The following is a 24,534-nucleotide window of genomic DNA, read 5'->3' as shown; positions in this document are numbered from 1 at the left end:
TACAGGCCCGACAATGAGCGCTGATACCGAATTTCTTTGGTACATCCCGAACCAGGTCGCTCCCGGTCACCGCGGCGAGCCGGCCGTCGAGAACCACAACAGCCTGGAGACGCTGACCAGCCACGCAAAGGCGCTTGAGGAATACGGCTGGAAGGGCGCGCTGATCGGTACCGGCTGGGGTCGGCCCGACACTTTTACTGTCGCGGCCTCGCTCGCCGCGCGGACCACCTCCTTCGAGCCGCTCATCGCGATCCGCCCGGGGTACTGGCGGCCGGCGCACTTCGCATCCGCCGTAGCCACGCTCGACCAGCTGACCGCCGGTCGCGTGCGTATCAACATAGTGTCAGGCAAGGACAACCTCGCTGCTTATGGCGACAGCGAAGGTGACCAGATACATCGCTATGCCCGTACCAGAGAGTTCATGCGCCTGGTTCGCAGACTTTGGACTGAAGAGAACGTGACCTTTGCGGGCGAGCACTTCCAGGTCACTGGCTCTACCGTGATGCCCCGCATCCATGTCCGTGGCGATCGTCGCCATCCCAAGCTCTACTTCGGCGGCGCGTCGGAGGCGGCGGAGCGGGTGTCGGCCAGCGAGGCGGATGTCCAGCTCTTCTGGGGTGAGCCGCTCGACGGCGTCCGGGAGCGGATCGAGCGGCTCAAAGCCTTGAGCAGGGAACTCGACCGAGACCTCCCGCCTCTGGAGTTCGGGTTGCGGGTCACCACGCTGGTCCGCGACACCGCTGGGCAGGCCTGGGCGGACGCAGAAGCGAAGGTCGACGAGATGGCCAAGGGCCAGGGAGCCGGCTGGAACGATCACGGTCGGGCGGTAGCGGTGGGCCAGCAGCGTCTGCTCGATCTGCACGCGCGCGGCGAGGTGCTGGACGACAATCTCTATACTGCGCCGGGCAAATATGGCGGCGGCGGCGCTGGCACCACCTGGCTGGTCGGCTCGGCCGCCGACGTCGCCCGCTCGCTCGGCAGATACCGGGATCTGGGCATCACGCATTTCGTGCTCTCGGACACGCCGTATCTTTCCGAGATCAAGCGGCAAGGCGATCAGTTGCTTCCGCTTTTGCGCAACGGGGCCTAAGCCGCGCTTCTTGAATGACCTGGGGTCGTCAGAACACCGGATAAGCCAGATTGCCAGTAGGGAAGACGATGTCACAGCCGGCCGCCTTCAGCATCCGCCCTTCCGACGCTGACCTGCGTGGTGAAGCGGCGCTACGGCGGCGTTATCGAGCGCCGCAAAGCGCGCATACCGGAACCTGGAACGAAGCCCTCGAGGCGATCCTTTCGCATCGCTCGGTCCGCAATTATCTCGCCAAGCCTCTTCCCGAAGGGACGCTGGAACTGATCGTCGCCGCCGCCCAGTCGGCGCCAACTTCTTCCAATCTCCAGGCGTGGAGCGTCATCGCAGTCGAGGATCCGGCGCGCAAGGCGCGGCTTGCCGAACTGGCGGCGATCAATCGCCATATCGAGCAGGCGCCGCTGCTGCTGGTCTGGCTGGCCGACCTGTCGCGGCTGCGCGCCATTGCCGAGGCAAACGACCGGGTGGGCGAGGGGCTCGATTATCAGGAGAGTTTTCTGCTGGCCGTGATCGACGCCGCACTTGCCGCACAGAACGCCGTGGTGGCGACCGACGCGCTCGGGCTCGGCTCCTGCTACATCGGCGCGATGCGCAATCATCCGCAGGAGGTGGCGCGCGAACTCGGCCTCCCGCCGGAAACCGTGGCGGTGTTCGGCCTGACCGTCGGCTATCCCGATCTCCTGGCTGCGACTGACATCAAGCCCAGACTGCCGCAGGCTGCGGTGCTGCACCGCGAGCGCTATCGATCAGAGCCCGATCCGGACGATCTTGCAGCCTACAACCAGAGGCTTCGATTATTCCAGCAGGAGCAGGCGATGCCTGTGGTGGACTGGACAGAGTTGGTTTCGAACCGCATCGGCAGCAAAGCAGCGCTGAAAGGCCGTGATCGCCTGGGCGAAGTGCTCAAAGCGCTGGGCTTCAAGCTCAAATAGGCGCGCGCCTGCTCGCGAGACCGCGGCGAGGCTATTCGGCCGCGATAATGGCGATGCGCGCCGGAAGCGCCGCCGGCGGTGGGACGTCGAGAGCGCCGAGCTGGCGCGCCTCGGCCTTCAGCCAGCCATGAAAGCGCTCGACCGTCTCCAGCTTCGCCTTGTGCGGCGTCGTCGCAAAATAATAGGAAAACTCGACCGGCTGCGGTGAGCCGAATGGACTGACCAGACGCCCCGCGGCAAGGTCAGGCTCGGCCAGCCGGAATTTGCCGAGACCGATGCCCTTGCCGGCAGCAGCTGCGTCGAGCACCAGTGACGATTGGCTAAGCCGTATACCGCCCTCGACAAAGCGGCCGGACAGGCCGTTGGATCTCAGCCAGCCCTTCCAGTCAGGGCAGCTTGGATCGCGTTCCGGACCGTCCTCATGCAGGATCGGTGCGTCACGCAGCCCCTCCGGCCCGCGATAGAGACCGTGCATGCGAGCAAACTCCGGGCTGCAGACGGGCAGCACCGCCTCCGAAAAAAGCCGTTCCGTCAGCAGGCCGCCATAGGCGCCCGACCCGTAGCGGATGACGCAGTCGACGTCTTCGCTAGCAAAGTCGGCAAGCCTGGTCGATGCGTCGACCAGCACTTCTAGGCCGGGTACCGCGTCGCGCAGTGCGTCGAGGCGCGGGATCAGCCATTTGCTGGCGAAGGAGGGCGCGACCGACACTTTGATCGGCGCATCCTCCTCGTCGCCGGAAATCCGCGCGACCGACTCGACAACGACGTCGAAAGCCTCGGTGAGGCCGGGCATCAGCGCCTGGCCGGCCGACGTCAGCAGAAGCTCGCCGCGGTTGCGATGGAACAGCGGTTGACCGAGGTGATCCTCGAGCAGGCGGATCTGCTGGCCGATGGCGGCAGGCGTCACATGGAGTTCTTCGGCCGCCCGCGTAAAGCTCAGGTGGCGGGCGGTTGCGACAAAAGCGCGAAGCGACGTCAGCGGCGGAAGCCTCGCCAGCGTCGGCCGCAGCTTCCTTGATTTTGCGCGAATGAGATCGACCATGGAGCGCATTCAACACGTTCAGGCCGGGCGCGACGAGGGCGGGCTTTGCGCCAAAGTGCCCGGTGGAAAATTTCGTTTGCCGCAGCGTCGCGGCAGCGGGAACGGAAATCTAAAAAATCGTAATGTCTACAATTCTTGTAGAAATAAGATCGGAGCGCTGATTTGGGCGTCGAGCAGCTTTGCCAGATCCTGGAATGAAACGGTCGTGCGAAGCGGTGCTTTCGGCAGACGATAGAAAATCATTCTTCCGGTTTTGCGGCGTGGCAGAGATCATCGCGTCGAGGCGCCGGAGTGTGTTCGGCCGCCGGATGCCATCGAAGCCGTTTTCCGGAGCTCAAGGCCATGTCTGTCAATCGTCGTCATTTCAACCAGCTGCTGTTGCTTGGCGGTGCGAGCTTCGCATTGCCCGGGGTTTCTTTCGCTGCCGAAGGAACGCCGGTCCAGGGTGGCACGCTCAACTGGGCCTACTATCCCGACCCCACGTCGCTGATTGCAATCAACACCTCGTCGGGCACCGGCCAGGCGATCGGTCCCAAGGTGAATGAAGGTCTGCTTGATTTCGCCTATGACCTCAGCCCGAAACCGCTGCTGGCGACGGAGTGGTCGATCAGCGATGACGGCCTGCGCTACACCTTCAAGCTGCGCGAGGGCGTCAAATGGCATGACGGCAAGGACTTCACGTCGGAAGACGTTGCCTTCACCATCTTCCGGCTGAAGGAGGCGCATCCGCGCGGCCGCATCACCTACCAAAACGTGACCGCGGTCGAGACGCCTGATCCGCATACTGCTATCATCGTGCTTTCGAAGCCGGCGCCCTATCTGATCACGGCACTGAGCAGCTCGGAATCACCAATTGTGCCGAAGCACGTCTACGAAACGTTCAAGCCGGCGGAACAGCCGAAGCTCGAACAGACGATCGGCACCGGTCCCTTCATTCTCAAGGAATGGGTGCCCGGCAGCCATCTGATCTTCGACCGCAATCCGGACTATTGGGACGCGCCTCGGCCCTACCTCGACCGCATCGTCCTGCACGTCATCCTCGACCCGGCCGCGCGTTCGGCGGCTCTTGAAACCGGCGAGATCGATATCGGCGCCAATCCCGTGCCGCTGGCCGACATCGAACGGCTGAAGGCAAACCCCGCTCTGGTCGTCGACACCAACACCTACGCCTATTCCGGCCCACAGCAGCAATTGTTCTTCAACTACGAGAACGAAATCCTGACCAAGCGCGATGTGCGCCTTGCCATCGCCCACGCAATCGACCTGCAGAAGCTGGTCGACATCGCGCTCTACGGTTATGCGCAGGTATCGCCGAGCCCGATCAGCACGGCGCTGCCCAAATGGTATGACCCCAGCATCAAGGCGCGCGAGCCCGACCCCAAACTGGCGGAGAAGCTGCTCGACGACGCCGGCTATCCGCGTGGCGCCGATGGGACGCGCTTCAAGCTCCGGCTTGCCTACAACGCGTTCCTGCCGGCGTCCTATGCCGATTTCATCAAGCAGTCGTTGGCGACGGTCGGCATCGATGCCGAGATCCTGAAGCTTGACCTGTCGACGTTCCTGAAGACCGTCTACACCGACCGCGCCTGGGACCTGGTCGTCGAGTCGCTGTCGAACACCTTCGATCCGACGCTCGGCGTCCAGCGCGCCTACTGGTCGAAGAACTTCAAGATCGGCCTCGTCTTCTCCAACGCAAGCCACTATGCAAACGCCGAGGTCGACCAGATCCTCGAAGCGGCGGCGATCGAGCCCGACGAGACCAAGCGGCGCGAGCTCTGGTACAAATTCCAGCACATCATCCATGACGACGTGGTGTCGGTCGATCTGGTCGCCGCCGGCGCCCAGATCGTCGCCAACAAGAAGGTCCGGGATTTTGCGCCCGGCGCTCAGGGGATCAACAACAGCTTCGCGCAGATATGGCTCGCGCCAAACGCCTAAGCGTTCTGCAAGCCCTCTGGTTGGGACCGGCGCGTGAAAACGACGATCCCGACTTTTCTCCATCAAAGATAAATCGCGCAATTCGGAGTACCGACCATGACCATCAATCGACGCCTGTTCAATCAGTTCCTGCTGCTGGCCGGCGCGAGTGCTGGACTTCCCGCCGGGGCATTCGCAGAAGACGCAAAGCCGGTGGCCGGAGGCACGCTCAACTTCGTCTACTATCCCGAGCCCAACCAGATCGTTTCCATCAACACCAGCGCTGGCGGACCGGCCACCATCGGTCCGAAGATTTTCGACGGCCTGCTCGCCTACGACTACGATCTCAATCCGCGACCGCAACTGGCCACCGAATGGTCGATCAGCGACGACGGGCTCGAATACGTCTTCAAGCTGCGCCAGGGGGTGAAGTTCAGCGATGGCCATGATTTGACCTCCGAGGACGTGGCCTTTTCTATCTCCCGGCTGCGCGAAGCGCATCCGCGCGGGCGCATCACCTTCCAGAACGTCACCGACATCGACACGTCGGACCCGCATATCGTGAAGATCAAATTGTCGAAGCCATCCGCCGCCCTGATCTCGGGGCTGGCCGCGACGGAATCGCCTGTCGTGCCCAAACATATCTACGAGAAGCTGAGGCCGGCCAACGATCCGTCCTTCAAGCAGATCATCGGCAGCGGGCCGTTTGTGCTGAAGGAATGGGTAAAGGGCAGCCACATCCTCGTCGAAAAGAATCCGACCTATTGGGATGCGCCTAAACCCTATCTCGACCGGATCATCTTCCGCTTCATCACCGATCCGGGCGCGCGCGCTGCGGCGCTCGAAACGGGCGAGGTCGACATCGGACCGAACCCGGTGGCCTTCGCCGACCTGGAGCGTTTCAAGGCGCTGCCGCAATTCGTCGTCGACAGCACGGTCTTCGCCTATAGCGGCCCGCTGCACCAACTGATCATCAACCTCGAAAACCCGATCCTGAAGGAGAAGAAGGTCCGTCAGGCAATCGCGCACGCGATCGACCTCGACGCGATCAATGCAATCGTGTTTTACGGCTATGGCCAAGTCTCGCCGACGCCGATCAGCGTCGTCAACAAGAAGTATTTCGATCCCGATGTGAAGGCCGCGACGTTCGATACGGCGCTCTCGGAAAAACTGCTCGACGAGGCCGGTTTCAAGCGTGGGGCTGACGGCGTACGCTTCAAGCTCAGGCTCACCAACAATCCCTACAATCCGTGGGGCTATGCCGACTTCCTCAAGCAGGCATTGGCCAAGATCGGCATCGATGCCGAGATCGAAAAATTCGACTTCGGCACCTATGTCAAAACCATCTACACCGACCGCACATGGGACCTGTCGACGGAATCCTGCGGCAACATCTTCGATCCGAGCGCCGGCGCACAGCGACTCTACTGGTCGAAGAACATCAAGAAAGGGCTGCCGTTCTCCAACGGCGCGCACTATGAGAACCCGGAGGTTGACCGGTTGCTGGAAGCCGCATCGGTCGAGCTAGACGAGGCCAAGCGCAAGCAGCTCTTCTTCAAGTTCCAGGAGATCATCGCCGACGAGTTGCCGATCATCAATCTGATCGCGCCACCGACCATCATCATCGCCCGCAAAACCGTCAAGAACTACGCGCCTGGCGCCGAAGGCCTGTCAGCGAATTTCGCCGACGCCTATCTCGACCCGAACGCCTAAATCTGCCGGGCAATCATGAGAGAAGGGCCGCATAGAGCTGCGGCCGTTTTCGTTTCTTCCATTTCGCAAAGCTGGTAACTTCAGGCCAAAGCACGCAGCCTTGGGCTGGCGCCGACCAGAAGGCCGGCAAGGGCTATGGCCTGCGCTAGTTGTTCGCCGATCGAGCTCGATTCCCAGGCGACGCCGCGCAGCGGATGGCCGATGGCGAACAGATTGCCATGGGTCTTGCCGTTACCGGCAATCACTTGGCCGCCATGCGTCGCGTCGATGCCGAAGCCGGTCGCATGGGGCCTGACGATGCCGTTCTCAAGCAGGCTGCGGACGAATGGATCGGCGATCCGCCGCCAATCATGCTCCTGATGGCCGCGGCAGTTGACGACGCCGTCGAAGCGCAACCGTTCGACCGCGCCGGTATCACGCCAGCGGATTTCAGCGACGATGCCGTTTGCCTGCGGATGGAGTGCCAGCACCCGTCCCGCTCGACCCGTCCAACGGCCTTGGCTTCGCGCCAGTGCCACGCGCTCAAAGCTCGGTGGCGCCGCGCGGTGCGCGGTGACATCCCAGAAGGCGCGCAGATGGCGTGCGAACTTCAAGCGCTCCTTGTCGGTGGCGCCTTGCCACAAGGCCAGGATCCACGGCCGGATCGTCAGCGGCAGCCCTTGCCAGTCCAGGCCGGTGGGTTCGATTGCCCGGCGTTCGGCCTTGACCAGTGCGAGAAGCGCCCTGGTGGTTTTCGGCAGCGGCCGCCCGGCGAGGAAATCGCGCCACGCTTCCACGTTGCGCCGAGGTTCGACGATCTGTCCGCGCCGCGACACGACGCGATAACCGCCCTTGAAGCCGCGCGCTTCCATGCTGGCGACGACGTCGACCATGCTGAGGCTGGAGCCGATCAGCAGCAGTTCCTTGCTGCCGGCGAGCCGATCGAGCGCCGCCGAATCCCAGGGATTGGCGACATAACGGGGATCGCCGACGACGGCTGCTTCCGTGGTGGACGGCTGGCTCTGGAACACCCCGGTTGCCAGTACCGCCTCATCCGCCAGCAATTGCTGGCTATCGCTGGTGCCGACGCATACCCCGGACGGACCCGTCAGCATGTCGACGGCGGATGCCTTGATGTGGCGCAGCGAAGAACGCGGATCTGCTTCTCTGATCGCTCTTGTCAGTTCCGACTGGACATAGCTGCCGAACAGCCAGCGCGGCGGGCTTGAGTCCGGGACATCCTCGGGCGGTGTCCAGCCGTGCTCCGGCCCATTCGCCATAAGCCAGCGAACGAGGTGATCGGGATCGTCCGGATGCAGCGAGAAGATGCGCGCCGCGCCGTTGACGAGGTGTTGTGGATCGACGGTGCTATAGGCAACGCCGCGACCAAGCTCGGCCCGGCGCTCGATGATGGTGATTGCCAGCGGCTCAGTTGAACGGTCGAGCAGCTTGATCGCGGTAACCGCGCCGGCAAAGCCGCCGCCAACGATGATGATTGAACGAGGGATCGAGCGTAGCGGGGAGGAAGGGGTATGAAGCATCAAGAACCTTTGCGACGCCGGTGGTCGTGGCTCCAGCCCATCGCCCCGGCAACGATCATCGTGCTTTCCCGTAACCCGATGTCAAAAAAACAATAATTGCCAGCTGACGAAAGGCATTCTTTCACTCAGCGGGTTTGGCAGGCGCTAGATAGGAACGCCCTTTGCGACCAGCCCGAGAACCGCTGATGACTGAAAATCGAAAGATAAGGCTTGGAGCCTTTGTTCGCGGACCGGGCCATCATGTCGCTGCCTGGCGCCATCCCGATGTGCCTGCCAATCCGGGCCTGAGCTTCCAGCACTATGCGGACGCCGCGCGCACTGCCGAGCGTGGCCTGTTCGACATGGTGTTTCTGGCCGACAGCCTCAGCGCGCGCAATGGCGAGCAGCCGATCGACACCTTCGAGCGCACCGGCCATGTCGTGCATTTCGAGCCGCTGACGCTTTTGTCGGCGCTCTCGACCATCACGCAAGGGATCGGGCTCGTTGCGACCGCCTCGACCACCTATTGGGAGCCGTTCCACTTGGCGCGGCTGTTCGCTTCGATCGATCATCTCAGCGGCGGCAGGACAGGCTGGAATGTCGTCACCTCAGCCGATGCGCCGGCGGCGGCGAATTTCAGCCTCGACCAGCATCCCGTTCATGCCGACCGTTACGCCCGCGCCGAGGAATTCGTCGCTGTCGCGCAGAAGCTTTGGGACAGCTGGGACGACGATGCCTTCGTCGCCGACAAGGCTTCGGGGATCGCCATCGACCGGCGCGGCATCCACGCCCCGGACCATGCCGGCCGGCATTTCCGCGTCAAGGGACCGCTCAACGTCGCTCGCCCACCGCAGGGCCATCCCGTCATCGTCCAGGCGGGCTCGTCCGATGCCGGCCAGCACTTGGCGGCGCGGACGGCGGAGGTGGTTTTCACCGCCCACCCGACCATCGAATCGGCGCGCGGCTTTTACGGCGAACTGAAAGGCCGGCTGGGCTCGTTTGGCCGCTCCGCCGACAGCTTGAAGATCATGCCCGGTGTCTTCCCGGTCGTCGCACCGACGCGCACGGAGGCCGAGGACAAGTTCGATGCGATCCAGCGCCTGGTCGATCCTGTGGTTGGTGTGGCGCTGGTTTCAGGATTGCTCGGCGGTGTCGATCTTTCCGGCCATTCACTCGACGGACCGTTGCCGGAACTGGGCAGTTCCGATGCCGTGAAGAGCCGCCTGAAAGTCGTTTCCGAATTGGCCGCGAGCCGGAACCTGACCATCCGCCAATTGTATCTCGCCGTTGCCGGCGCGCGCGGCCATTTCCAGATCGTCGGCACGCCAAAGGATGTGGCCGACATGATGGAGGAGTGGTTCGCCGGTGGCGCGGCGGACGGCTTCAACGTCATGCCGCCGATCCTGCCGACGGGCCTCACCGATTTTGTCGACCTCGTCATTCCGGAGCTGCAGCGGCGGCGTCTGTTCCGGACTGCTTACGAAGGCGGGACGTTGCGCGAGAACCTCGGCCTTGCGCGTCCGATCCGTGGCGCCGCTGAACAGCAAGAGAGGAAAGCATCATGAGCGACAGGACGATCGATTCGAAAATGTTTCGCCAATGGCTGGCGGATGGCGAAGAACTGGCGGTGCTAGACATTCGCGACAGCGCGACTGTCGGATACGCATCGCCGCTGTTCGCCACCAACCTGCCCGCGGCTCAGGTCGAGGCCGAGATCGACCGCTTCATCCCGCGCAAATCGGTGCGCACCGTGCTGGCGGACGACGGCAGCGGCGTTGCCGAGCAACTTATCGAACGACTGGTGGGGTATGGCCGTACCCAGCTGTTTTCGCTGAACGGTGGAATTCCGGAATGGACGCAAAGCGGCGTTGAAGACCTGCCGACCTTCGATACGCCGGGCGTCGATTTTTCGCTGGCGATCCGCGACGAGAAGGGGACCCCGGTCGTCAGCGTTGAAGAGCTCGCGGTGCTCAGAGGCCGAGGCGCCGACGTGGTGGTGCTCGACAGCCGCACGGTGGCGGAGTTCGAAAAGGACCATGTGCCGGGCGCCATCAGCGTGCCGGGCGCCGAGCTGGTGCTACGCTTCGCCGACCTGGTGCGTTCACCGGAGACGCAGGTTGTCGTCTCCTGCGCCGGCCTGCCGCGCGCCATCATCGGGGCGCAGACACTGATCGATGCCGGCGTGCCCAACCGGGTCGCCTATCTGCACGACGGCACCAGGGCATGGCGCGAGGCCGGTCTTGCACTCGAAACCGGCAAGACCGCAATCTATGGTCCGGCAAGCGAGGATGCCAAGCGTTTCGCCGGGGAGCACATCGCAAAGCTTGCCGAAGGCGACAGCTTTCCCCGCATCAATGCGGCCACGGCCGCAAACTGGGCGAAGGACGAAACGCGGACGACCTACCTGCTTGACGTGCGCACGCCCGACGAGTTCGCCGAAGCGCATATTCCGGGGTCGATCGCGTCTGAGGGCGGGCAGTTGCTCGGTGTCGCCTATCGCACCATCGCCGTGCGCGGCGCCCGCGTCGTGCTGATCGACGATCTGCTCGGTGTCCGCGCGGCGACGACGGCGCATTGGCTGCAGCGGCGCGGCTTCGAGATCGCGATCCTCTTGTACGACTTCCAGTCGACCAGCCTGGTGGAAGCGGCGTAGGGCAGGAGCACTGTCAGGCGATTTTTTCGGGGGCCACTATTCGGCGGCTTCCGATTGGCGGCGACGGCCCGCCAGCACGTTCTTCTGCATCGCCGTCAGCGAAGACCGCACGGCTTTGGCGCCGTGCTCCAGCATCTTGGCCTCATACTCCGACAGCGCCTGGAGAAGCGGCTTGTCGCCGCGTTTGGCGGCCACCAGCTCTGGCACCAGCAGCCCGGCGTCGTAGATCGCGGTGTTGCCGCCAAGCGCGCGAAAATAGGTCATGGCGTGGATGGCATCGCCAAGCAGCGTCACCGGTTTCGTCGGCCAGGGATCGACAGGTTCGGAGCTGTGGACATGAAGCAGCGCCACCGTCGATGGGTCGGTGTAGCGGATGAGGTTGAGGATTTCCGGGTGCCAGTGGGCGATCTTCGAGATCAGCAGGTCAATCAGTTCTGAACCGGAGAGCTTTGCCAGCGCGTCGTCTGTGGCAAGTTCGTCCTTTTCATAGGCGGTGTTCCACCAGACATAGCTGGTGGTGTTGTTGAAATGGAAGCCGGAAAAATCCTTGTGGGTGGCGTCGTCCAGCCCGATCAGTCCATGCTTTCGGAATGCGTCGACATTGACCCTGTGGCTGGTGACCATAAGCCCATGACCTTCGGTTGGCCTGACGCCGGCATTGTAGTCGAGTAGCAGCGGCGAGATCTGGTGAAGGGCTGCGGCATGCAGCGTCATCTTGCCGGCCAGACGCCTGACGCCGGTGTCGAAGCTTCGCGCATGCGGCACCAGTTGCTGGCGCACCCGCGAGCGGGCGCCGTCGGCACCGACCAGCACGTCGGCATGGATTGCCGAGCCGTCCTCGAAATGCGCGACGACCGAACCATCCGGCTGCTCGTCGTAGCGAGAGAAGACCTTGCCATAGCGCATGATGCCGTCGAGGCCGGACAACAGCACCTGGCGCAGCGTGATACGGCTTACCGATTTTTCGATATGCGTGTCGTCGGCCTCGCCCGGCGCGTTGCCGCCGCCCCAGGCATCCTCGCCCAGGATGTTGAAATTCTCGTCGAGCAGGATGTTGCGATCCGGCGCCTGGCCGAGCGTGGCGACAAAAGCGTCGTAGAGTTCCGGCGGCAAATTGGCGATCAGGGAATCGATGCCGCGCTGGCGGATGCGCAGACGAAAACCCTGGACATAGTCGGTGCGGGCGCGGTCCTTCTCGAAGACCGCGACACTGATGCCGTTCTTCTTCAGGCCTTGCGCCAGTGTCAGGCCGCCGGGGCCTCCGCCGATGATGGCGACTTCGACATGTTCTGTTGTCATGGCGCTCAACCGACCGCCGCGAGCTTGGGCTTGCCCGCGGCAATAGCCGGCGTCTCGGCCAACTGCCGGGCGATATGGCGGCTGAGCGTCGCCTTGGCGGCGATCGTGCGGATCATGTGGTTCTGCGGTGCGTGGGAACGGGCGGTCAGCGCATCACGGTGGTGGCGCTCAAGCTGGAAATCTCTGTTAAGGCCTGGATTGCCGGCAAGCTCCAGCGCCAGCGAGGTGACGGCAACGGCATTGTCGATGACGACATGCCTGACCGTCATGCCGTCGGTGCCCACAGGCCGGCCGGCGTCGACATCTTCGGCGAGCGAACGCAGCAGCCGCGTGCTGCTCGCAAGCCTGACCTCGATCTCACCGAGCCCTGCCTGGATGTGCGGCACGGTCGACAGCGGCGCACCAAGACTTGCCGGCGCGTGCGTGCTGACAAAGGAGACAAGCCGGTCACGGGCAGCACGGGCGGCACCGTGGTAGACAGCGCCGATCAGCGAAAAGAAGAACGCCGTCGCGCCTTCCTCGCGCCTCAGCGGCTCGGATGCCGGCTGCGCCTCGGTGATGTCTTCGGCAGGAACCACAACATTATCCAGAATGATGTCGTCGCTGGCCGTCGCCCGCATGCCGGCGGCGTTCCATGTCTTTTCGACACGCAATCCAGGCGCGTCGGTCGGCACCAGGAATGAAGCCAGGCGGGGCTGCGGCTCGTCGGTCAGCGCCAGCAAGTTCACCCATTTCAGAATAGGAATGCCGGTGACGTAGTTCTTGTGGCCGGATATCCGCCAGACATTGCCGTCGCGCCGGGCAATGGTTTCGGGCGGCTTGCCATGGGCGGGCGAGCCAATCCGCGGCTCGGCTTGGGCGGCGTTGATCAAAGCAGGGCCAAGACGGCCGGCCTCGACAATCCGCTGAACCAGATGGCGCGGCCATTTTCCGGATTTCCGCATCGCATACTGGCTGTTGTAGTGCATGGCCAGCACCAGCGCCGTCGACGGCTCGCCACGGCCAATCTCGGCGATCACCGCCTGTGCTTCCGTCAGCCCGCCACCGAAGCCGCCATGTTCGCGCACCGTGACCAGGCCAAGCAGCCCCGCCTGGTGAAGCCGGTCGAAATTGGCGAATGGGAATTCCCCGGTCGCGTCGTGATGCGCGGCGGTCAGCGCGAAGTCGTCGGCAAGGCCGGCCACTTTCTCGAGGAGTTGCGGAAACTCGGCAATTGTCGACATCATGACGTTGGCTTTCTCTCAGGCGGCGGCGCGAATGTTCACCAGATCGAGCGGCCGGCGATCGACCCAGGCCTCGACGTCGAAATCGCCGGCGAGGAAGCCCCAGTCGCGCAGGAAATTCTTGTAGTGGGAAACCGCTGCGACGAGCTCAGGCTGCAGTCCGAGGCCGAGATGCTTATGGACATCCGGGCCATTGGCGGCCAGCACCTGTTCCTCGGTGGCCCCGGCTTCGCGGGCAACAAAGCGCTGCGTCTCTTCCGGATGCGCCTCGGCCCAGGCGCTGGCGCGCAGGATGGTCTCGATCAGTCGCGCGACCAGATCGGGGCGTTGTTCCGCCAGCAGTTCATCGACGGTCAGCACGCGCGGCGAACCGGAATTGATGCGGATATTCGGGTCGGGGTGGAAGCCGAATTCCACGACCTGGATGGCGCCGATCAGATTGGCGACATTGATGCCGGCCGTGCCTTTGACATAGATGGCGTCGACCTCGCCGCGGATCAGGGCTGCGGCTTCCTCGCCATAGGCCTGCTTGCGCTTGAGGCCGAACAGCGACGGTCCTTCCTGGCTGTCGAGCACGCTGTCGGCCAGCGCTATGTCGACGATCTCGACGTCGCCATAGCCAAGGCCCTCGAGCGAGAGCGCCGAGACCAGTCCCTTCAACGCCGTCGCTCGCATGAAGTCGACGATTCCCTCGGGGCGCCGGGCGATGCCGAAGCGGCGGCCTTTCAGGTCCCGGGTTGTCCTGATGCCGGAACCGGGCAAGGCGATGATTGCCTGGAATTCGTCGGTCCAGGTGATGCCGGCGAGACGCGTCTTGCGTCCTTCGGACCGCGCGCGGATCGGCGGCACGTTGCCGCCGTGGCGGAACGACCAGTCGAGCGTGTGGTTGAAATGGCTCTGGCGGATGTCGCGATTGGGCGAATCGATGATCGACTTCAATTCAATCCCCTCCTTGCGAAAGGTCTCGTCGAGAAGCCCGAGCTGTGCGGCGAGCCCGACGGGCGTCGGCACCGGGCAGCGTGTGTACCAGATTTCGGAGATCGCAGTCGCGGTCATGATTGCTCCTCAGGTGTTGCGCAGGCCAGCCTGCTTCATCAGCGGCAGGATGTTCTCGCCGAAGAATTCGAGGTCAGGTTTGAAATCGAAGAAGGACAGCTGCAGGCCGTCGATGCCGGCGTCCTTCAACTTGACGAACTGCTCGACGATCTGTTCGGGCGTGCCAATGAGATAGATGTTGCCGCCGACCTTGGCGTAGGGATCGTCGCGGCCCTCGCGTCCTTTCCAGGCCTGGGCATCGCTGTTGAAGGTCTGGAAGCCTTTCGGCGTGCGGCTGTCGGCATGGGCGACGATCTCATCGGCGACCGCCCAGGCCTCCTTCTCGGTCGGCCGACTGATGACCAGCGGGTTGAGCAGCGTGCGCACGGTGCGGCCGACACCAAGGGCCGCGTCCTTCACTTTCTTCGTATGCGCCGGCAGCGCTTCCAGCGCGCTGGCGATGTCGGAGCCGGCCGGGCTGGTGACGAAGACGATGTCGGAATAACGGCCGGCAAAGGAAATGCCGGCGTCGGAGCCGGTGGCATTGACCAGGATCGGCCGTCCATAATTCGGCTTGGGCGTGACGAAGCCGCCATTGAGCTTCCAGCTCGATTCTCCGGAGAATGAGAAATTCTCGTCGTCCTGCCACAGTCGCTGCAGCACTTCGACGAACTCGGCGGCGAGTTCATAGCGGCGGTCGTGCTCGATACGGTTCCAGCCGAACATTTCATGTTCGACGGCGCGATGGCCGGTGACGACGTTGATGCCCCAGCGGCCGCCGGAGATGTGGTCGAGTGTGGCGCCGAATTTCGCCAGATGCAGCGGATGCCAGGGACCGTAGAGAACATGCATGGTCGAGATCAGCATGATCTTCTTGGTGATCGCGGCCATGGCCGCGACGGACACGAAACTGTCCAGCGCCTGGCCGTTGAAGACACCGCCATAACCGCCCTTGGGCAGCCACTGGCTGAGCGCGAAGACGAGGTCGAAGCCAAGCTCCTCGGCCTTCAACGTCAGATCGCGATTGTAGTCGAAGCGCCAGTCGGTCGAGCGCGGCAGCGTCGAGTTGGTCCAGCCACCGGCCTGGATCGGCAGGAATAGCCCGAGCAGCACCGGCTGCTGAAGCGCTTTCGACAGCGGGCTGTCCGGATAGTCGGTCGGCGCCTTGAAGAAGGGCGTGCCGACGATGGAACCAGGCTTGTGGGCGAGCGTCATGGCGAACTTTCTCGGGTGGAGGAAGGGAACCCGTGCGAAGGACCGCGCACGGGTCAGGGCTCAGGCGACGATATGGGCGGTTGCGAGGGAGCCGGCATTGCCCTCGGCGCCCACCGTGTGACCGGCTATGCGCCTGTTGTAGAGGGTGATTTCCGGTTGGCTGACGATGCCGATATCGGGCAGGTCCTCGACAAGGATCTGCTGGATCGCGGCCCATTGCTCGAAGCGCTTTTCGTGGTCGACCTCGACGGCGGCCGCTTCAAGAAGTTCGTCGACCTTGGCATTGCTGTATTTCGAACCGTTGGAGAACGGCACGCCGGGTTTGAAATTTTTCGACCAGTAGAGGCGCTGTACGCCTACCGTCGGGTCGAACAGATTGCTCATGCCGTTGAAGGTGAAGTCGAAGTCGCGGTCGGTGTAGATGCGCTTGGTGTAGGTGGCGAAATCCTGGCTGCGCACGGTGACCTCGATCCCGACCGCGGCCAATGCCTGCTTGATGTAATCGGCGCCGCGCTTGTAGGTTTCGCCGCTCGGGACATAGTCGTTGACAAGCTTGAGCCGGGTACCGTTGGCGTCGCGCGGCAAGCCTGCTTCATCGAGCAGTTTATCGGCGGCGGCCGTGTCGACCGGATAGGTCTTCAGGTCGGCGACGAACCACTTCTTCAGATTGGGGTTGATCGGGCCCGGAATGGTTTCGCCATAGCCATAGTTGATCGTCTCGCGAATGACGTTGCGGTCGATGACATGGGCGAAGGCACGGCGGACGCGAACATCCTGGAAATAGGCTTTCTCCAGGTTGAATTCGACCCGGCTGATGCCGTTGGAATATTGGTAGCCCTGTTTCTCGAAACCGATATGCGGCAGCGTTTCGAGGCGCTGCAAATCGCTGTACGGAATCGGCGTTGCCGGCGCCAGATCGATCTCGCCGGTCTCCAGCGCCAGCGCGCGCGCCGAAGCGTCCGGGATGAAGCGCAGGATCAACCGGTCGAGATAGGGGCGCGGTGCGTCCCAGTAGTCAGGATTGCGTTCGTAAACGATGTGGCTGCCGCGCACCCATTCTTTGAAGACGAACGGGCCGGTGCCGACCGGAGCGACGTTGACCGGATTTTCGGCTGCCTTTGTGCCGTCATAGAGGTGCTTCGGCACGATTGGCGTTTCGGCCGCAGCCAGGGCCGTGATCAGGTAAGGCGCCGGCCTCGACAGAACCAGCGCTACGGTCAGCGGATCCGGCGTCTGGATGTCTACAAGGTTGAGGAAGGTGTTGCGGCCGCGCGGATGAACCTCTCTGATCGTGGTGATCGAATAGGCGACGTCGGCGGCGGTGAACGGCTGGCCATCATGCCACTTCACGCCTTCGCGCAGCTTGAAGGTGTATTGCAGCCCATCGCCACTGACTGACCATTGTCTGGCCAGGGATGGGCGCGGCGTGAGATCGAAATCATAGGTCAGCAGGCCCTCGGTGGTCTTTGCCGAGACGTAGACCGAATTGAATGCCGTGTGGGCGATGGTCGTCAGCACAGGCGGCTCAGCCGAGAGCACCAGCGTCGCCGTTCCACCCTGTTTCGGCTCGGCGGCGTAGGCGCTGCGCGATGCAGGCAACAGGGTCGCTCCGAGCGCGGCCGCCGAGATGCCGAGGAACCTGCGGCGGTTCGGACTGAGGAAATGAGACATAGCGTCCTGGTCCTTTTTTGCTGCCGGACCCGATCGGCCGATCGTCGGCCACCAGGCTAAAAATCCGTCGTTCCAAGAGCGGGCCCGTTTGCGAAAAGATTTGGCCGACCTGCTCCCGCGCTTAAGATTTCATACTTCAAACAGCTAAGTTTGTAGTATGAAATAAAATTCTATTCTGCAATGAGGCCATTTGCAGGATAAAATTTCTTAAATCAGGTTTGACAATGTCTATAAATCTTGTCAACTAAAAAGCACGGAACTTTCCGGGAAACAGCAAACCCGCATCGTCAGCCACAGCCGGGATAGCGAAAACGATGTCGACCCTGACGCGCATTGGCAGAACCTTCCGGCGCACCGCCATGCAGGCGGTGCCGACCGTTCTGGGCATCGTCATCCTGAACTTCTTCCTGCTGCAGCTCGCGCCCGGCGATGCCGCCGATGTCATGGCCGGCGAGGCTGGCTCGGCCACTGTCGAAACGATGGCGGCGCTTCGCCAGCGCTTCGGGCTCGACAATCCGCTTCTCGTCCAGCTGTTCAACTATCTCTACAATCTGGCGCATTTCAGCCTCGGCTTTTCGCCGCGCTACGGCATGCCGGTCGCCGACCTGATCGGCCAGCGGCTGCCCGGCACGCTGGTGCTGATGGCGGTGGCTCTGGCCGTCGCCATTGTGCTCGGCCTCGCCCTTGGATCGGTGATGGCGGTGTTTGCCGGGCGCCTGCCGGATCGTGTGCTCTCCGTTATTTCGCTGCTGTTCTATTCAATCCCGGGTTTCTGGATCGGCTTGATGCTGATCGTGCTGTTTTCGGTCAAGCTCGGCTGGCTGCCGAGCGGCGGCTCGGGAACCATCGGCAGCAACCTGACCGGCCTTGCCGGGCTCTGGGACAGGGCGCGCTACATGATCCTGCCGGCACTGTCGCTGGCGCTGTTCTACGTGGCGATCTATGCGCGGCTGACACGAGCGGCGATGCTGGAGGTCCAGTCGCAGGACTACGTACGCACCGCCGCAGCCAAGGGCCTGCCGCCGGCCTTCATCACCATTCGCCATGTCCTTCGCAACGCGCTGATCCCCATTACCACCATGGCCGGCATGCATGTCGGCGGCATGCTCGGCGGCGCCGTGGTTGTCGAGACTGTCTATTCCTGGCCCGGCCTCGGGCGTCTCGCCTTCGAAGCGGTCATGGGCCGCGATTTCACCGTGCTGCTCGGCATCCTTCTGTTGTCGTCGCTGCTGGTGATCATCGCCAACGCGACCGTCGATCTTCTGCACGCCTGGCTCGATCCCCGCATCGGAGTACGCTGATGGCTTCCACCGATTTCGCCGCGGGCGATGCCCGTTCCCGCCGTCTCCATGCCGATGCCCGCGGGCCCGCGGCACTGCCTGAACCCGAGGCAAAGAGTTGGAGCAATCTCCACGCGCCCGACGCACGCTCCGCTTCGGCAGCGTCGGTGCCGATAGCCGCTGGCGGGCGTGCGCTGAAGGTTTTCCTGCGCAATCCCAACGCCATGTTCGGCGTTGTGTTCCTGTCACTGGTCGTGCTGGCCGCACTGCTGGCACCAGTCCTCTATCCGGCCGATCCGCTATCGATGGTGGCGCGGCCCTTCCTGTGGCCGGGCCAGAACCCAGCCTTCCCACTGGGCACGGACTCCATGGGCCGCGATGTGCTTTCGGGCATTCTGCATGGCGCGCGGATTTCGCTGTTCGTCGGCCTGGTGGCGACCGCGCTCGGCCTCAGCTTCGGCATCCTGGTCGGCGCCGCCGCCGGCTACTTCGGCGGCTGGATCGACGACCTGCTGGTGCGCCTGATCGAGATCTTTCAGACCATACCGAGCTTCGTGCTGCTGGTCGTCATGGTGGCGATCGCGCAGCCGACCGCGCCTGTCGTGACAGTGGCGATCGCCGTCATCACCTGGCCGACGGTGGCGCGGTTGACCCGCGCCGAATTCCGGGCCATCCGCGAGAAGGATTTCGTCATGGCCGCCCGCAGCCTCGGTTACGGCCATGTCCGCATTATCTTCCGCGAGATACTGCCCAATGCGCTGCCGCCGTTGATCGTGACCTCGTCGGTGATGGTGGCGACCGCGATCCTGATGGAATCGGCGCTGTCCTTCATGGGCCTCGGCGATCCCAACGTCGTCAGCTGGGGCTCGATGATCGGAGCGGGCAGGGAATTGATCCGCACCGCTTGGTATCTGACAGCGCTGCCGGGACTTGCGATCGTCTTTACCGTGCTGGCGCTGAACCTGATCGGTGACGGCCTCAACGACGCGCTCAACCCGCGCTTCTCACAGGAGCGATAGAGATGGCCGCTCCTTTGCTCAGGATCGACAGTCTGACGGTTCGCTTCCCGACCGCCGAGCCGGTCAGCCGGCTGAGTTTCGAGGTCGGTGAGGGCGAGACGCTGGCGATCGTTGGTGAATCAGGATCCGGCAAGTCGCTGACCGCGCTCGCCCTGATGCAGCTTCTGCCGCGCTCGGCGAAAATACCCAATGGCAGGATCGAATTCGCCGGCAAGGATCTGCTTGGTCTCGACCAGAAGGCTATGCGGAGCCTGCGCGGACGCGAGATCGCCATGATCTTCCAGGAGCCGATGACGTCGCTCAATCCGGTGCTGACCATCGGCCGGCAGATCACCGAGGTGCTGACGCTGCACGAAGGCATACGCGGCAAGGCAGCGCGGAACCGTGCCATCGAGCTTCTCAATCTGGTTCGCATTCCCGATCCGCAGCGGCGCATCGATGACTATCCGCACCAGCTTTCCGGCGGCATGCGCCAGCGCATCATGATTGCCATCGCCGTCGCCTGCCGGCCGCGCCTGCTGATTGCCGACGAACCGACGACGGCGCTCGACGTGACCATCCAGGCGCAGGTGCTCGACCTGCTCGATACGCTGCGCCGCGAACTGTCGATGGCTGTCATGCTCATCACCCACGATCTTGGCGTCGTCGCACAATGGGCCGACAAGGTCGTCGTCATGTATGCCGGCCGCAAGGTTGAACAGGCGCTGCCGGGCGCACTGTTCAGAACACCCCTTCACCCCTATACGCGCGGCCTGCTGGCGGCGTCGCCGCGGCTGAAGACCAATCTCCACTACCGCGACGCCAGGCTGACGGAGATTCCCGGCAGTATCGTCTCGGCCGCCGGCGAAAAGGGCTGCCCGTTCCGCCCGCGCTGCGCGGTGGCGCGCGACAGCTGCGCCCATTTCGTACCCGACCTCGTCGAGGTGAGCGAGGATCGTCTAGTCGCCTGCCCCTACAGCTTCATTCCGGAGGTTGCGCATGGCGCTGCTCTCGGTCTCTGACCTTTCCACCCATTTCCACGCCCAGGGCGGCACGCTGCGCGCCGTCGATGGCGTATCCCTCGAAGTCGGACGCGGCGAGACGGTTGGTCTCGTCGGCGAAAGCGGTTGCGGAAAATCGACGCTAGGCAAGACCATCATGCGGCTGGTCGACCCGACTAGCGGCAGGATCGAGTTCAACGGCACCGACATCACCGTTCTCGACACGCGCCGGCTGAAGGCGGCGCGCCGTAATATCCAGATGATCTTCCAGGATCCGTTCGCATCGCTCAATCCGCGCCACACGATCGGCGACATCCTGACAGCACCACTGAAGGTCCATGGCATCGGCAACACGGCCGAGCGGCGCACCATCGTCGAGGACATCATCGAGCGTGTCGGTCTGCCGAGGGATTCGCTTGGCCGCTACCCGCATGAATTTTCCGGCGGGCAACGCCAGCGCATCGGCATCGCCCGGGCGCTGATCCTCAATCCGGAACTGGTTGTGTGCGACGAGCCGGTGTCGGCGCTCGACCTTTCGATCCAGGCGCAGATTCTGAACCTGCTGGTCGACATGAAACGTCAGCTCGGCCTGTCCTATCTCTTCATTTCGCACGATCTATCAGTCGTTCGCTATTTCGCCGACCGGGTGCTGGTGATGTATCTCGGACGCATTGTCGAAAGCGCCGACAATGCGGCGCTGTGGACCTCGCCAAAGCATCCCTACACGCGCGCGCTGATGGATGCCGTGCCGGACCCGGCGCGCCGACGTCAGGCCGCGCCGATCCATGGCGATCTGCCAAGCCCGCAGAACATCCCCAGCGGCTGCCGTTTCCATACCCGCTGCCCGCTGGCGACCGATCTGTGCCGTTCGCAGGAACCGGCGTTCCGGGCGATCTCGCCGGGACACCATGTCGCCTGCCACTACGCCGAACCAACCATCAACTGAAATTCAACGGAGCAGAAAAATGTCCGACTACCGCTATCTTGGCCGCAGCGCCCTGAAGGTTTCGCCGCTCAGCCTGGGCACGATGATGTTCGGCGGGCCGACCGAGGAGACGGTCGCGCATCGCATCATCGACAAGGCGCGCGAGCAAGGCATCAACTTCATCGACACCGCCGACGTCTACCACAACGGCAAGTCCGAGGAAGTCGTCGGTCGCGGCATCAAGGCGACGCGCGATCATTGGGTCGTGGCGACCAAGTTCGTCAACTCGCATGACAAGGGGCCTAATCTCGGCGGCCATTCGCGCAAATGGGTGATCCAGACGGTCGAGAACAGCCTGCGGCGCCTGGGAACAGACTATATCGACCTGTTCTACTTCCACCGCGCCGTCTTCGATGCGCCGCTGGAAGAGCCGGTGCGGGCGATCGCCGACCTGATCCGCCAGGGCAAGCTGCGCTATTTCGGCGTCTCCAACTTTCGTGGCTGGCGCATCGCCGAAGTCGCGCATCTGGCCGATGAACTCGGCATCGACCGGCCGGTAGCCAGCCAGCCGCTCTATAACATCGTCAACCGCACCGCCGAGGCCGAACAGCTGCCGGCGGCCGCCTATTACGGTCTTGGCGTCGTCTCCTACAGCCCGCTGGCGCGCGGCGTGCTGACCGGCAAATACGAGCCGAACCAGGCGCCTGCCGCCGACACGCGGGCCGGCCGTGGCGACAAGCGCATCGCCGAGACCGAGTGGCGCCCGGAATCGATCGAGATCGCCAGGCAGATCGCGGCGCACGCAAAGTCGCGCGGCGTCTCGGCCGCCGATTTCGCGCTGGCCTGGGTGTTGAACAACCGGCTGATCACGGCGGCGATCGCCGGCCCGCGTACCGAGGAACAGTGGGACAGCTATGCGAAGGCATTGGACTTCAGGCTGAGCGCCGAGGACGAGGCCTTTGTCGACCGCCTCGTCACTGCCGGTCATGCCTCAACGCATGGGTTCAATGATCCGAGCCATCCGGTCGAAGGCCGCGTGCCGCGTTCGGAGCCGGCCGCGCCGATCCCGCTGACACGGCCTCTGCGCGCCGCCTGACGGTCGCCGACGAAATGGCGGGGCCGGCGGCCCCGCCCGCGTTTCCAATTGCTTTGGACAGATGAGAGAGCCCATGAATTTCCACGTCGAACGGCTGCGCCAGAACATCGTCGTGCTTTCGGGCAACACCCACAGGCCGTCGAAGTCGCGGACGCTGGCGCATCATCTCGGCGAGGCGCTGCGCGAAAGATTGTCTGTCACAGTAAATTTCCTCGATCTTGTCGATGCCGGCCGTGGTCTGGGTGCTGCGTTTACGCGAAGGGAATTGACGCCGGAGGCGTTGAATGTGGTAAACGCGGTCGAACAGGCCGACGCGCTGATCGTCACGACGCCGGTCTACAACGGCTCCTATGCTGGCCTGTTCAACATCTGTTCGACCTCATCGATCCACTGGCGCTCGTCGACCGGCCGGTCCTGATCGGCGCGACGGGTGGTGGCCAGCGCCACGCGCTGGTAGTCGAACATCAGCTTCGCCCACTGTTTGGCTTTTACTCCGCCCTGACGGTGCCGAGCGCCGTCTATGGCAGTGACAGCGACTTTGCCGACGGCAAGCTCGTAGATTCGCTGGTTCTGGCGCGGGCCGGGCAGGCCGTGGATCAATTCGTTGCCCTGCTTTCACCGCGCCAGCCGAAGAGCCAACCGGTCCGGGCGGCTTCGGCCTGACGGATAAAGTGCCAAGGCAAGTGCCTGATGGGCGATATATTGCCAAGGCGCGGCCCGTAAGCACTCCGCATTTTGCGCCTGAATAATCCCGCGGGCGACAGCGTGCCGTCTAAATCCGAATTCTTTTTTAAGCGCGAGCTGATTTTAAGAATTCCATTGCTATCTAAGTCTATAATATCAGTGGACTTTAATCCAACGCTCTTTGAATAGGGCGGGCAGTCGAGGGGTTTGCCCTCTGTTCAAAAGGATTAAGGCTCCATGCGAAAACTTATTTCCGCCGCCCTTGTCGGGCTTGCCATAGCGGCCGCATCCGCTGCAGCGCATGCCGACGACAAGAAAGTCGTCATCGCCTACCAGACCGGTGCCAATCCCTACAATCTCGGCATTGCCAATGGCGATCTTGCCAAGAAAACCGGCTGGAACATCGAATACCGCCGCTTCAATTCCGGTGCTGACATCTTTGCTGCCATCGCATCCGGCGACGTCCAGATCGGCGATGTCGGATCAAGCCCGTTCGCCGCAGCCGTCAGCAGGGGCATCGACGTGAAGGCCTTCTACATCTCCTCGGTCTCCCGTGACGGAGAAGCCCTGGTGGTGCGGCCCGATATCAAGTCGCCGGCCGACCTGCGGGGCAAGAAGCTCGCGGCCGCGCCGGTATCGACGGACCATTACCAGCTTCTCGCCGTCCTCAAGCAGGAAGGCATTTCGGAGAAAGAAACCCAGGTCATCGCCATTCCGCAGCCCGAAATCGTCGCTGCCTGGAAGCGCGGCGACATTGACGGGGCCTTCGTCTGGGATCCGGCACTCTCTGAACTCAAAAAGGACGGCAAGGTTCTGCTCACAGCCGGCCAGGTCGCCGACCGTGGAGCGCCGACCTTCAGCGCGCTGGTCGTGACCGGCGATTTCGCCAAGGCCAATCCCGACTTCCTCGGCCAGTATGTCCGGCTGATCGACGGCTACAACACCGCCTACCTGAGCAACCCGGCCGCATGGGGACCGGACTCCGAGAGCGCCAAGCTGATCGCCAAATTGCAGGGCGGCACGGCGGCCGAGAATTCGGAGCAGTTGAAGACAACAGTGGTTCCGCCGCTCGACGAGCAGGTGTCCGACAAATGGCTGGGCGGTGGTGAGAAGAGCGCCGTTGCGAAAATCCTCAAGGACACTGCGGGCTTCCTGAAGGATCAGCACAAGATCACCGCCATCAAGGACAGCTACGCCGCGTTCGCCGATCCGGAATACGCAGACGCTGCCAAGGCCTCGAACTAGAAATCACCTGACGACATTC

General features: G+C 63.3%; 21 protein-coding genes. 14 read left to right on the top strand and 7 right to left on the bottom strand.

All coding sequences use genetic code 11. From position 1 onward, the window contains the following. Window positions 1-13 precede the first annotated feature (13 nt). Window positions 14-1,090: an LLM class flavin-dependent oxidoreductase gene (locus NKH41_RS15540; RefSeq protein WP_352616972.1), complete on the top strand. Its 1,077-nt coding sequence runs from the start codon at window positions 14-16 to the stop codon at window positions 1,088-1,090. A 68-nt stretch (window positions 1,091-1,158) separates the two neighbouring features. Continuing rightward, window positions 1,159-2,019 carry an NADPH-dependent oxidoreductase gene (locus NKH41_RS15535; RefSeq protein ID WP_352769928.1) on the top strand — a complete coding sequence of 287 codons (861 nt, stop codon included), beginning with the start codon at window positions 1,159-1,161 and terminating at the stop codon, window positions 2,017-2,019. Between the two features lie 31 nt (window positions 2,020-2,050). Here the strand turns inward: NKH41_RS15535 and gcvA are convergent, their stop codons facing one another. After that, on the bottom strand, window positions 2,051-3,061 hold the full coding sequence (gcvA, locus tag NKH41_RS15530; RefSeq protein ID WP_352769925.1) for a transcriptional regulator GcvA: 1,011 nt from the start codon (window positions 3,059-3,061) through the stop codon (window positions 2,051-2,053). A gap of 342 nt (window positions 3,062-3,403) precedes the next feature. Here gcvA and NKH41_RS15525 point away from each other — a divergent pair, with 342 nt between their 5' ends. Both NKH41_RS15525 and NKH41_RS15520 read left to right on the top strand, forming a co-directional pair. Continuing rightward, a complete protein-coding gene (locus NKH41_RS15525) occupies window positions 3,404-4,999 on the top strand; it encodes an ABC transporter substrate-binding protein (RefSeq protein ID WP_352769922.1) in 1,596 nt (531 codons plus the stop codon). Window positions 5,000-5,095: 96 nt separating this feature from the next. Continuing rightward, window positions 5,096-6,691, top strand: coding sequence for an ABC transporter substrate-binding protein (locus NKH41_RS15520; RefSeq protein WP_352769919.1), 1,596 nt, complete (start codon window positions 5,096-5,098; stop codon window positions 6,689-6,691). A gap of 80 nt (window positions 6,692-6,771) precedes the next feature. Here the strand turns inward: NKH41_RS15520 and NKH41_RS15515 are convergent, their stop codons facing one another. Then, a complete protein-coding gene (locus NKH41_RS15515; protein ID WP_352769916.1) occupies window positions 6,772-8,211 on the bottom strand; it encodes an FAD/NAD(P)-binding protein in 1,440 nt (479 codons plus the stop codon). Window positions 8,212-8,393: 182 nt separating this feature from the next. Here NKH41_RS15515 and NKH41_RS15510 point away from each other — a divergent pair, with 182 nt between their 5' ends. After that, window positions 8,394-9,755, top strand: a complete 1,362-nt coding sequence (locus tag NKH41_RS15510; protein WP_502893705.1) for an LLM class flavin-dependent oxidoreductase — start codon at window positions 8,394-8,396, stop codon at window positions 9,753-9,755. Continuing rightward, window positions 9,752-10,843, top strand: coding sequence for a rhodanese-like domain-containing protein (locus NKH41_RS15505; protein ID WP_352540164.1), 1,092 nt, complete (start codon window positions 9,752-9,754; stop codon window positions 10,841-10,843). Before NKH41_RS15510 ends, NKH41_RS15505 begins: the two co-directional genes overlap by 4 nt. Before the next feature lie 36 nt (window positions 10,844-10,879). Here NKH41_RS15505 and NKH41_RS15500 read toward each other — a convergent pair whose 3' ends face one another. From NKH41_RS15500 to NKH41_RS15480, 5 genes are read right to left on the bottom strand one after another with little or no spacing between them, the layout of a single operon-like run. After that, the gene (locus NKH41_RS15500; protein ID WP_352616956.1) at window positions 10,880-12,142 is read right to left on the bottom strand and encodes an FAD-dependent oxidoreductase; all 1,263 of its coding nucleotides are present in this window, start codon (window positions 12,140-12,142) and stop codon (window positions 10,880-10,882) included. A 5-nt stretch (window positions 12,143-12,147) separates the two neighbouring features. After that, window positions 12,148-13,365, bottom strand: a complete 1,218-nt coding sequence (locus tag NKH41_RS15495; RefSeq protein WP_352770051.1) for an acyl-CoA dehydrogenase family protein — start codon at window positions 13,363-13,365, stop codon at window positions 12,148-12,150. 18 nt (window positions 13,366-13,383) lie between these two features. Beyond that, the gene (locus tag NKH41_RS15490) at window positions 13,384-14,421 is read right to left on the bottom strand and encodes an ABC transporter substrate-binding protein (protein ID WP_352769914.1); all 1,038 of its coding nucleotides are present in this window, start codon (window positions 14,419-14,421) and stop codon (window positions 13,384-13,386) included. Between the two features lie 9 nt (window positions 14,422-14,430). Continuing rightward, on the bottom strand, window positions 14,431-15,615 hold the full coding sequence (locus NKH41_RS15485) for an LLM class flavin-dependent oxidoreductase (RefSeq protein WP_352777456.1): 1,185 nt from the start codon (window positions 15,613-15,615) through the stop codon (window positions 14,431-14,433). A 60-nt stretch (window positions 15,616-15,675) separates the two neighbouring features. After that, window positions 15,676-17,286: an ABC transporter substrate-binding protein gene (locus NKH41_RS15480; RefSeq protein ID WP_352769910.1), complete on the bottom strand. Its 1,611-nt coding sequence runs from the start codon at window positions 17,284-17,286 to the stop codon at window positions 15,676-15,678. A 314-nt stretch (window positions 17,287-17,600) separates the two neighbouring features. Here NKH41_RS15480 and NKH41_RS15475 point away from each other — a divergent pair, with 314 nt between their 5' ends. The 8 genes from NKH41_RS15475 (at window position 17,601) to tauA (ending at window position 24,515) form a co-directional block, all read left to right on the top strand. Further along, window positions 17,601-18,587, top strand: coding sequence for an ABC transporter permease (locus tag NKH41_RS15475; RefSeq protein ID WP_352769907.1), 987 nt, complete (start codon window positions 17,601-17,603; stop codon window positions 18,585-18,587). Then, window positions 18,587-19,585 carry an ABC transporter permease gene (locus NKH41_RS15470; RefSeq protein ID WP_352769903.1) on the top strand — a complete coding sequence of 333 codons (999 nt, stop codon included), beginning with the start codon at window positions 18,587-18,589 and terminating at the stop codon, window positions 19,583-19,585. Before NKH41_RS15475 ends, NKH41_RS15470 begins: the two co-directional genes overlap by 1 nt. Window positions 19,586-19,587: 2 nt before the next feature. Then, entirely contained in the window at window positions 19,588-20,586 is a 999-nt protein-coding gene (locus NKH41_RS15465; protein ID WP_352769900.1) for an ABC transporter ATP-binding protein, read from the top strand. Continuing rightward, window positions 20,564-21,511 carry an ABC transporter ATP-binding protein gene (locus NKH41_RS15460; protein ID WP_352502692.1) on the top strand — a complete coding sequence of 316 codons (948 nt, stop codon included), beginning with the start codon at window positions 20,564-20,566 and terminating at the stop codon, window positions 21,509-21,511. Before NKH41_RS15465 ends, NKH41_RS15460 begins: the two co-directional genes overlap by 23 nt. 19 nt (window positions 21,512-21,530) lie before the next feature. Then, entirely contained in the window at window positions 21,531-22,586 is a 1,056-nt protein-coding gene (locus tag NKH41_RS15455; RefSeq protein ID WP_352623097.1) for an aldo/keto reductase, read from the top strand. 73 nt (window positions 22,587-22,659) lie between these two features. Further along, on the top strand, window positions 22,660-23,004 hold the full coding sequence (locus NKH41_RS15450) for an NADPH-dependent FMN reductase (protein ID WP_352769897.1): 345 nt from the start codon (window positions 22,660-22,662) through the stop codon (window positions 23,002-23,004). Further along, window positions 22,956-23,249, top strand: coding sequence for an NAD(P)H-dependent oxidoreductase (locus NKH41_RS15445; protein WP_352770049.1), 294 nt, complete (start codon window positions 22,956-22,958; stop codon window positions 23,247-23,249). Before NKH41_RS15450 ends, NKH41_RS15445 begins: the two co-directional genes overlap by 49 nt. A 258-nt stretch (window positions 23,250-23,507) precedes the next feature. Then, window positions 23,508-24,515, top strand: a complete 1,008-nt coding sequence (tauA, locus tag NKH41_RS15440; RefSeq protein WP_352769895.1) for a taurine ABC transporter substrate-binding protein — start codon at window positions 23,508-23,510, stop codon at window positions 24,513-24,515. Window positions 24,516-24,534 lie beyond the last annotated feature (19 nt).

Source organism: Mesorhizobium sp. M1169 (assembly GCF_040318345.1).
In the GTDB taxonomy this organism is placed as follows: Bacteria; Pseudomonadota; Alphaproteobacteria; order Rhizobiales; family Rhizobiaceae; genus Mesorhizobium.
Note: the sequence above shows the minus strand (reverse complement) of the source record. Positions and strands in the feature narration are given on the sequence as shown.

What these genes read in the sequence shown, in the direction of transcription:
- NKH41_RS15540 (WP_352616972.1), top strand. Translation starts at nt 14, where the DNA reads ATGAGCGCTGATACCGAATTTCTTTGGTACATCCCGAACCAGGTCGCT.
- NKH41_RS15535 (WP_352769928.1), top strand. Translation starts at nt 1,159, where the DNA reads ATGTCACAGCCGGCCGCCTTCAGCATCCGCCCTTCCGACGCTGACCTG.
- gcvA (WP_352769925.1), bottom strand. Translation starts at nt 3,061, where the DNA reads ATGGTCGATCTCATTCGCGCAAAATCAAGGAAGCTGCGGCCGACGCTG.
- NKH41_RS15525 (WP_352769922.1), top strand. Translation starts at nt 3,404, where the DNA reads ATGTCTGTCAATCGTCGTCATTTCAACCAGCTGCTGTTGCTTGGCGGT.
- NKH41_RS15520 (WP_352769919.1), top strand. Translation starts at nt 5,096, where the DNA reads ATGACCATCAATCGACGCCTGTTCAATCAGTTCCTGCTGCTGGCCGGC.
- NKH41_RS15515 (WP_352769916.1), bottom strand. Translation starts at nt 8,211, where the DNA reads ATGCTTCATACCCCTTCCTCCCCGCTACGCTCGATCCCTCGTTCAATC.
- NKH41_RS15505 (WP_352540164.1), top strand. Translation starts at nt 9,752, where the DNA reads ATGAGCGACAGGACGATCGATTCGAAAATGTTTCGCCAATGGCTGGCG.
- NKH41_RS15500 (WP_352616956.1), bottom strand. Translation starts at nt 12,142, where the DNA reads ATGACAACAGAACATGTCGAAGTCGCCATCATCGGCGGAGGCCCCGGC.
- NKH41_RS15495 (WP_352770051.1), bottom strand. Translation starts at nt 13,365, where the DNA reads ATGTCGACAATTGCCGAGTTTCCGCAACTCCTCGAGAAAGTGGCCGGC.
- NKH41_RS15490 (WP_352769914.1), bottom strand. Translation starts at nt 14,421, where the DNA reads ATGACCGCGACTGCGATCTCCGAAATCTGGTACACACGCTGCCCGGTG.
- NKH41_RS15485 (WP_352777456.1), bottom strand. Translation starts at nt 15,615, where the DNA reads ATGACGCTCGCCCACAAGCCTGGTTCCATCGTCGGCACGCCCTTCTTC.
- NKH41_RS15480 (WP_352769910.1), bottom strand. Translation starts at nt 17,286, where the DNA reads ATGTCTCATTTCCTCAGTCCGAACCGCCGCAGGTTCCTCGGCATCTCG.
- NKH41_RS15475 (WP_352769907.1), top strand. Translation starts at nt 17,601, where the DNA reads ATGTCGACCCTGACGCGCATTGGCAGAACCTTCCGGCGCACCGCCATG.
- NKH41_RS15470 (WP_352769903.1), top strand. Translation starts at nt 18,587, where the DNA reads ATGGCTTCCACCGATTTCGCCGCGGGCGATGCCCGTTCCCGCCGTCTC.
- NKH41_RS15465 (WP_352769900.1), top strand. Translation starts at nt 19,588, where the DNA reads ATGGCCGCTCCTTTGCTCAGGATCGACAGTCTGACGGTTCGCTTCCCG.
- NKH41_RS15460 (WP_352502692.1), top strand. Translation starts at nt 20,564, where the DNA reads ATGGCGCTGCTCTCGGTCTCTGACCTTTCCACCCATTTCCACGCCCAG.
- NKH41_RS15455 (WP_352623097.1), top strand. Translation starts at nt 21,531, where the DNA reads ATGTCCGACTACCGCTATCTTGGCCGCAGCGCCCTGAAGGTTTCGCCG.
- NKH41_RS15450 (WP_352769897.1), top strand. Translation starts at nt 22,660, where the DNA reads ATGAATTTCCACGTCGAACGGCTGCGCCAGAACATCGTCGTGCTTTCG.
- tauA (WP_352769895.1), top strand. Translation starts at nt 23,508, where the DNA reads ATGCGAAAACTTATTTCCGCCGCCCTTGTCGGGCTTGCCATAGCGGCC.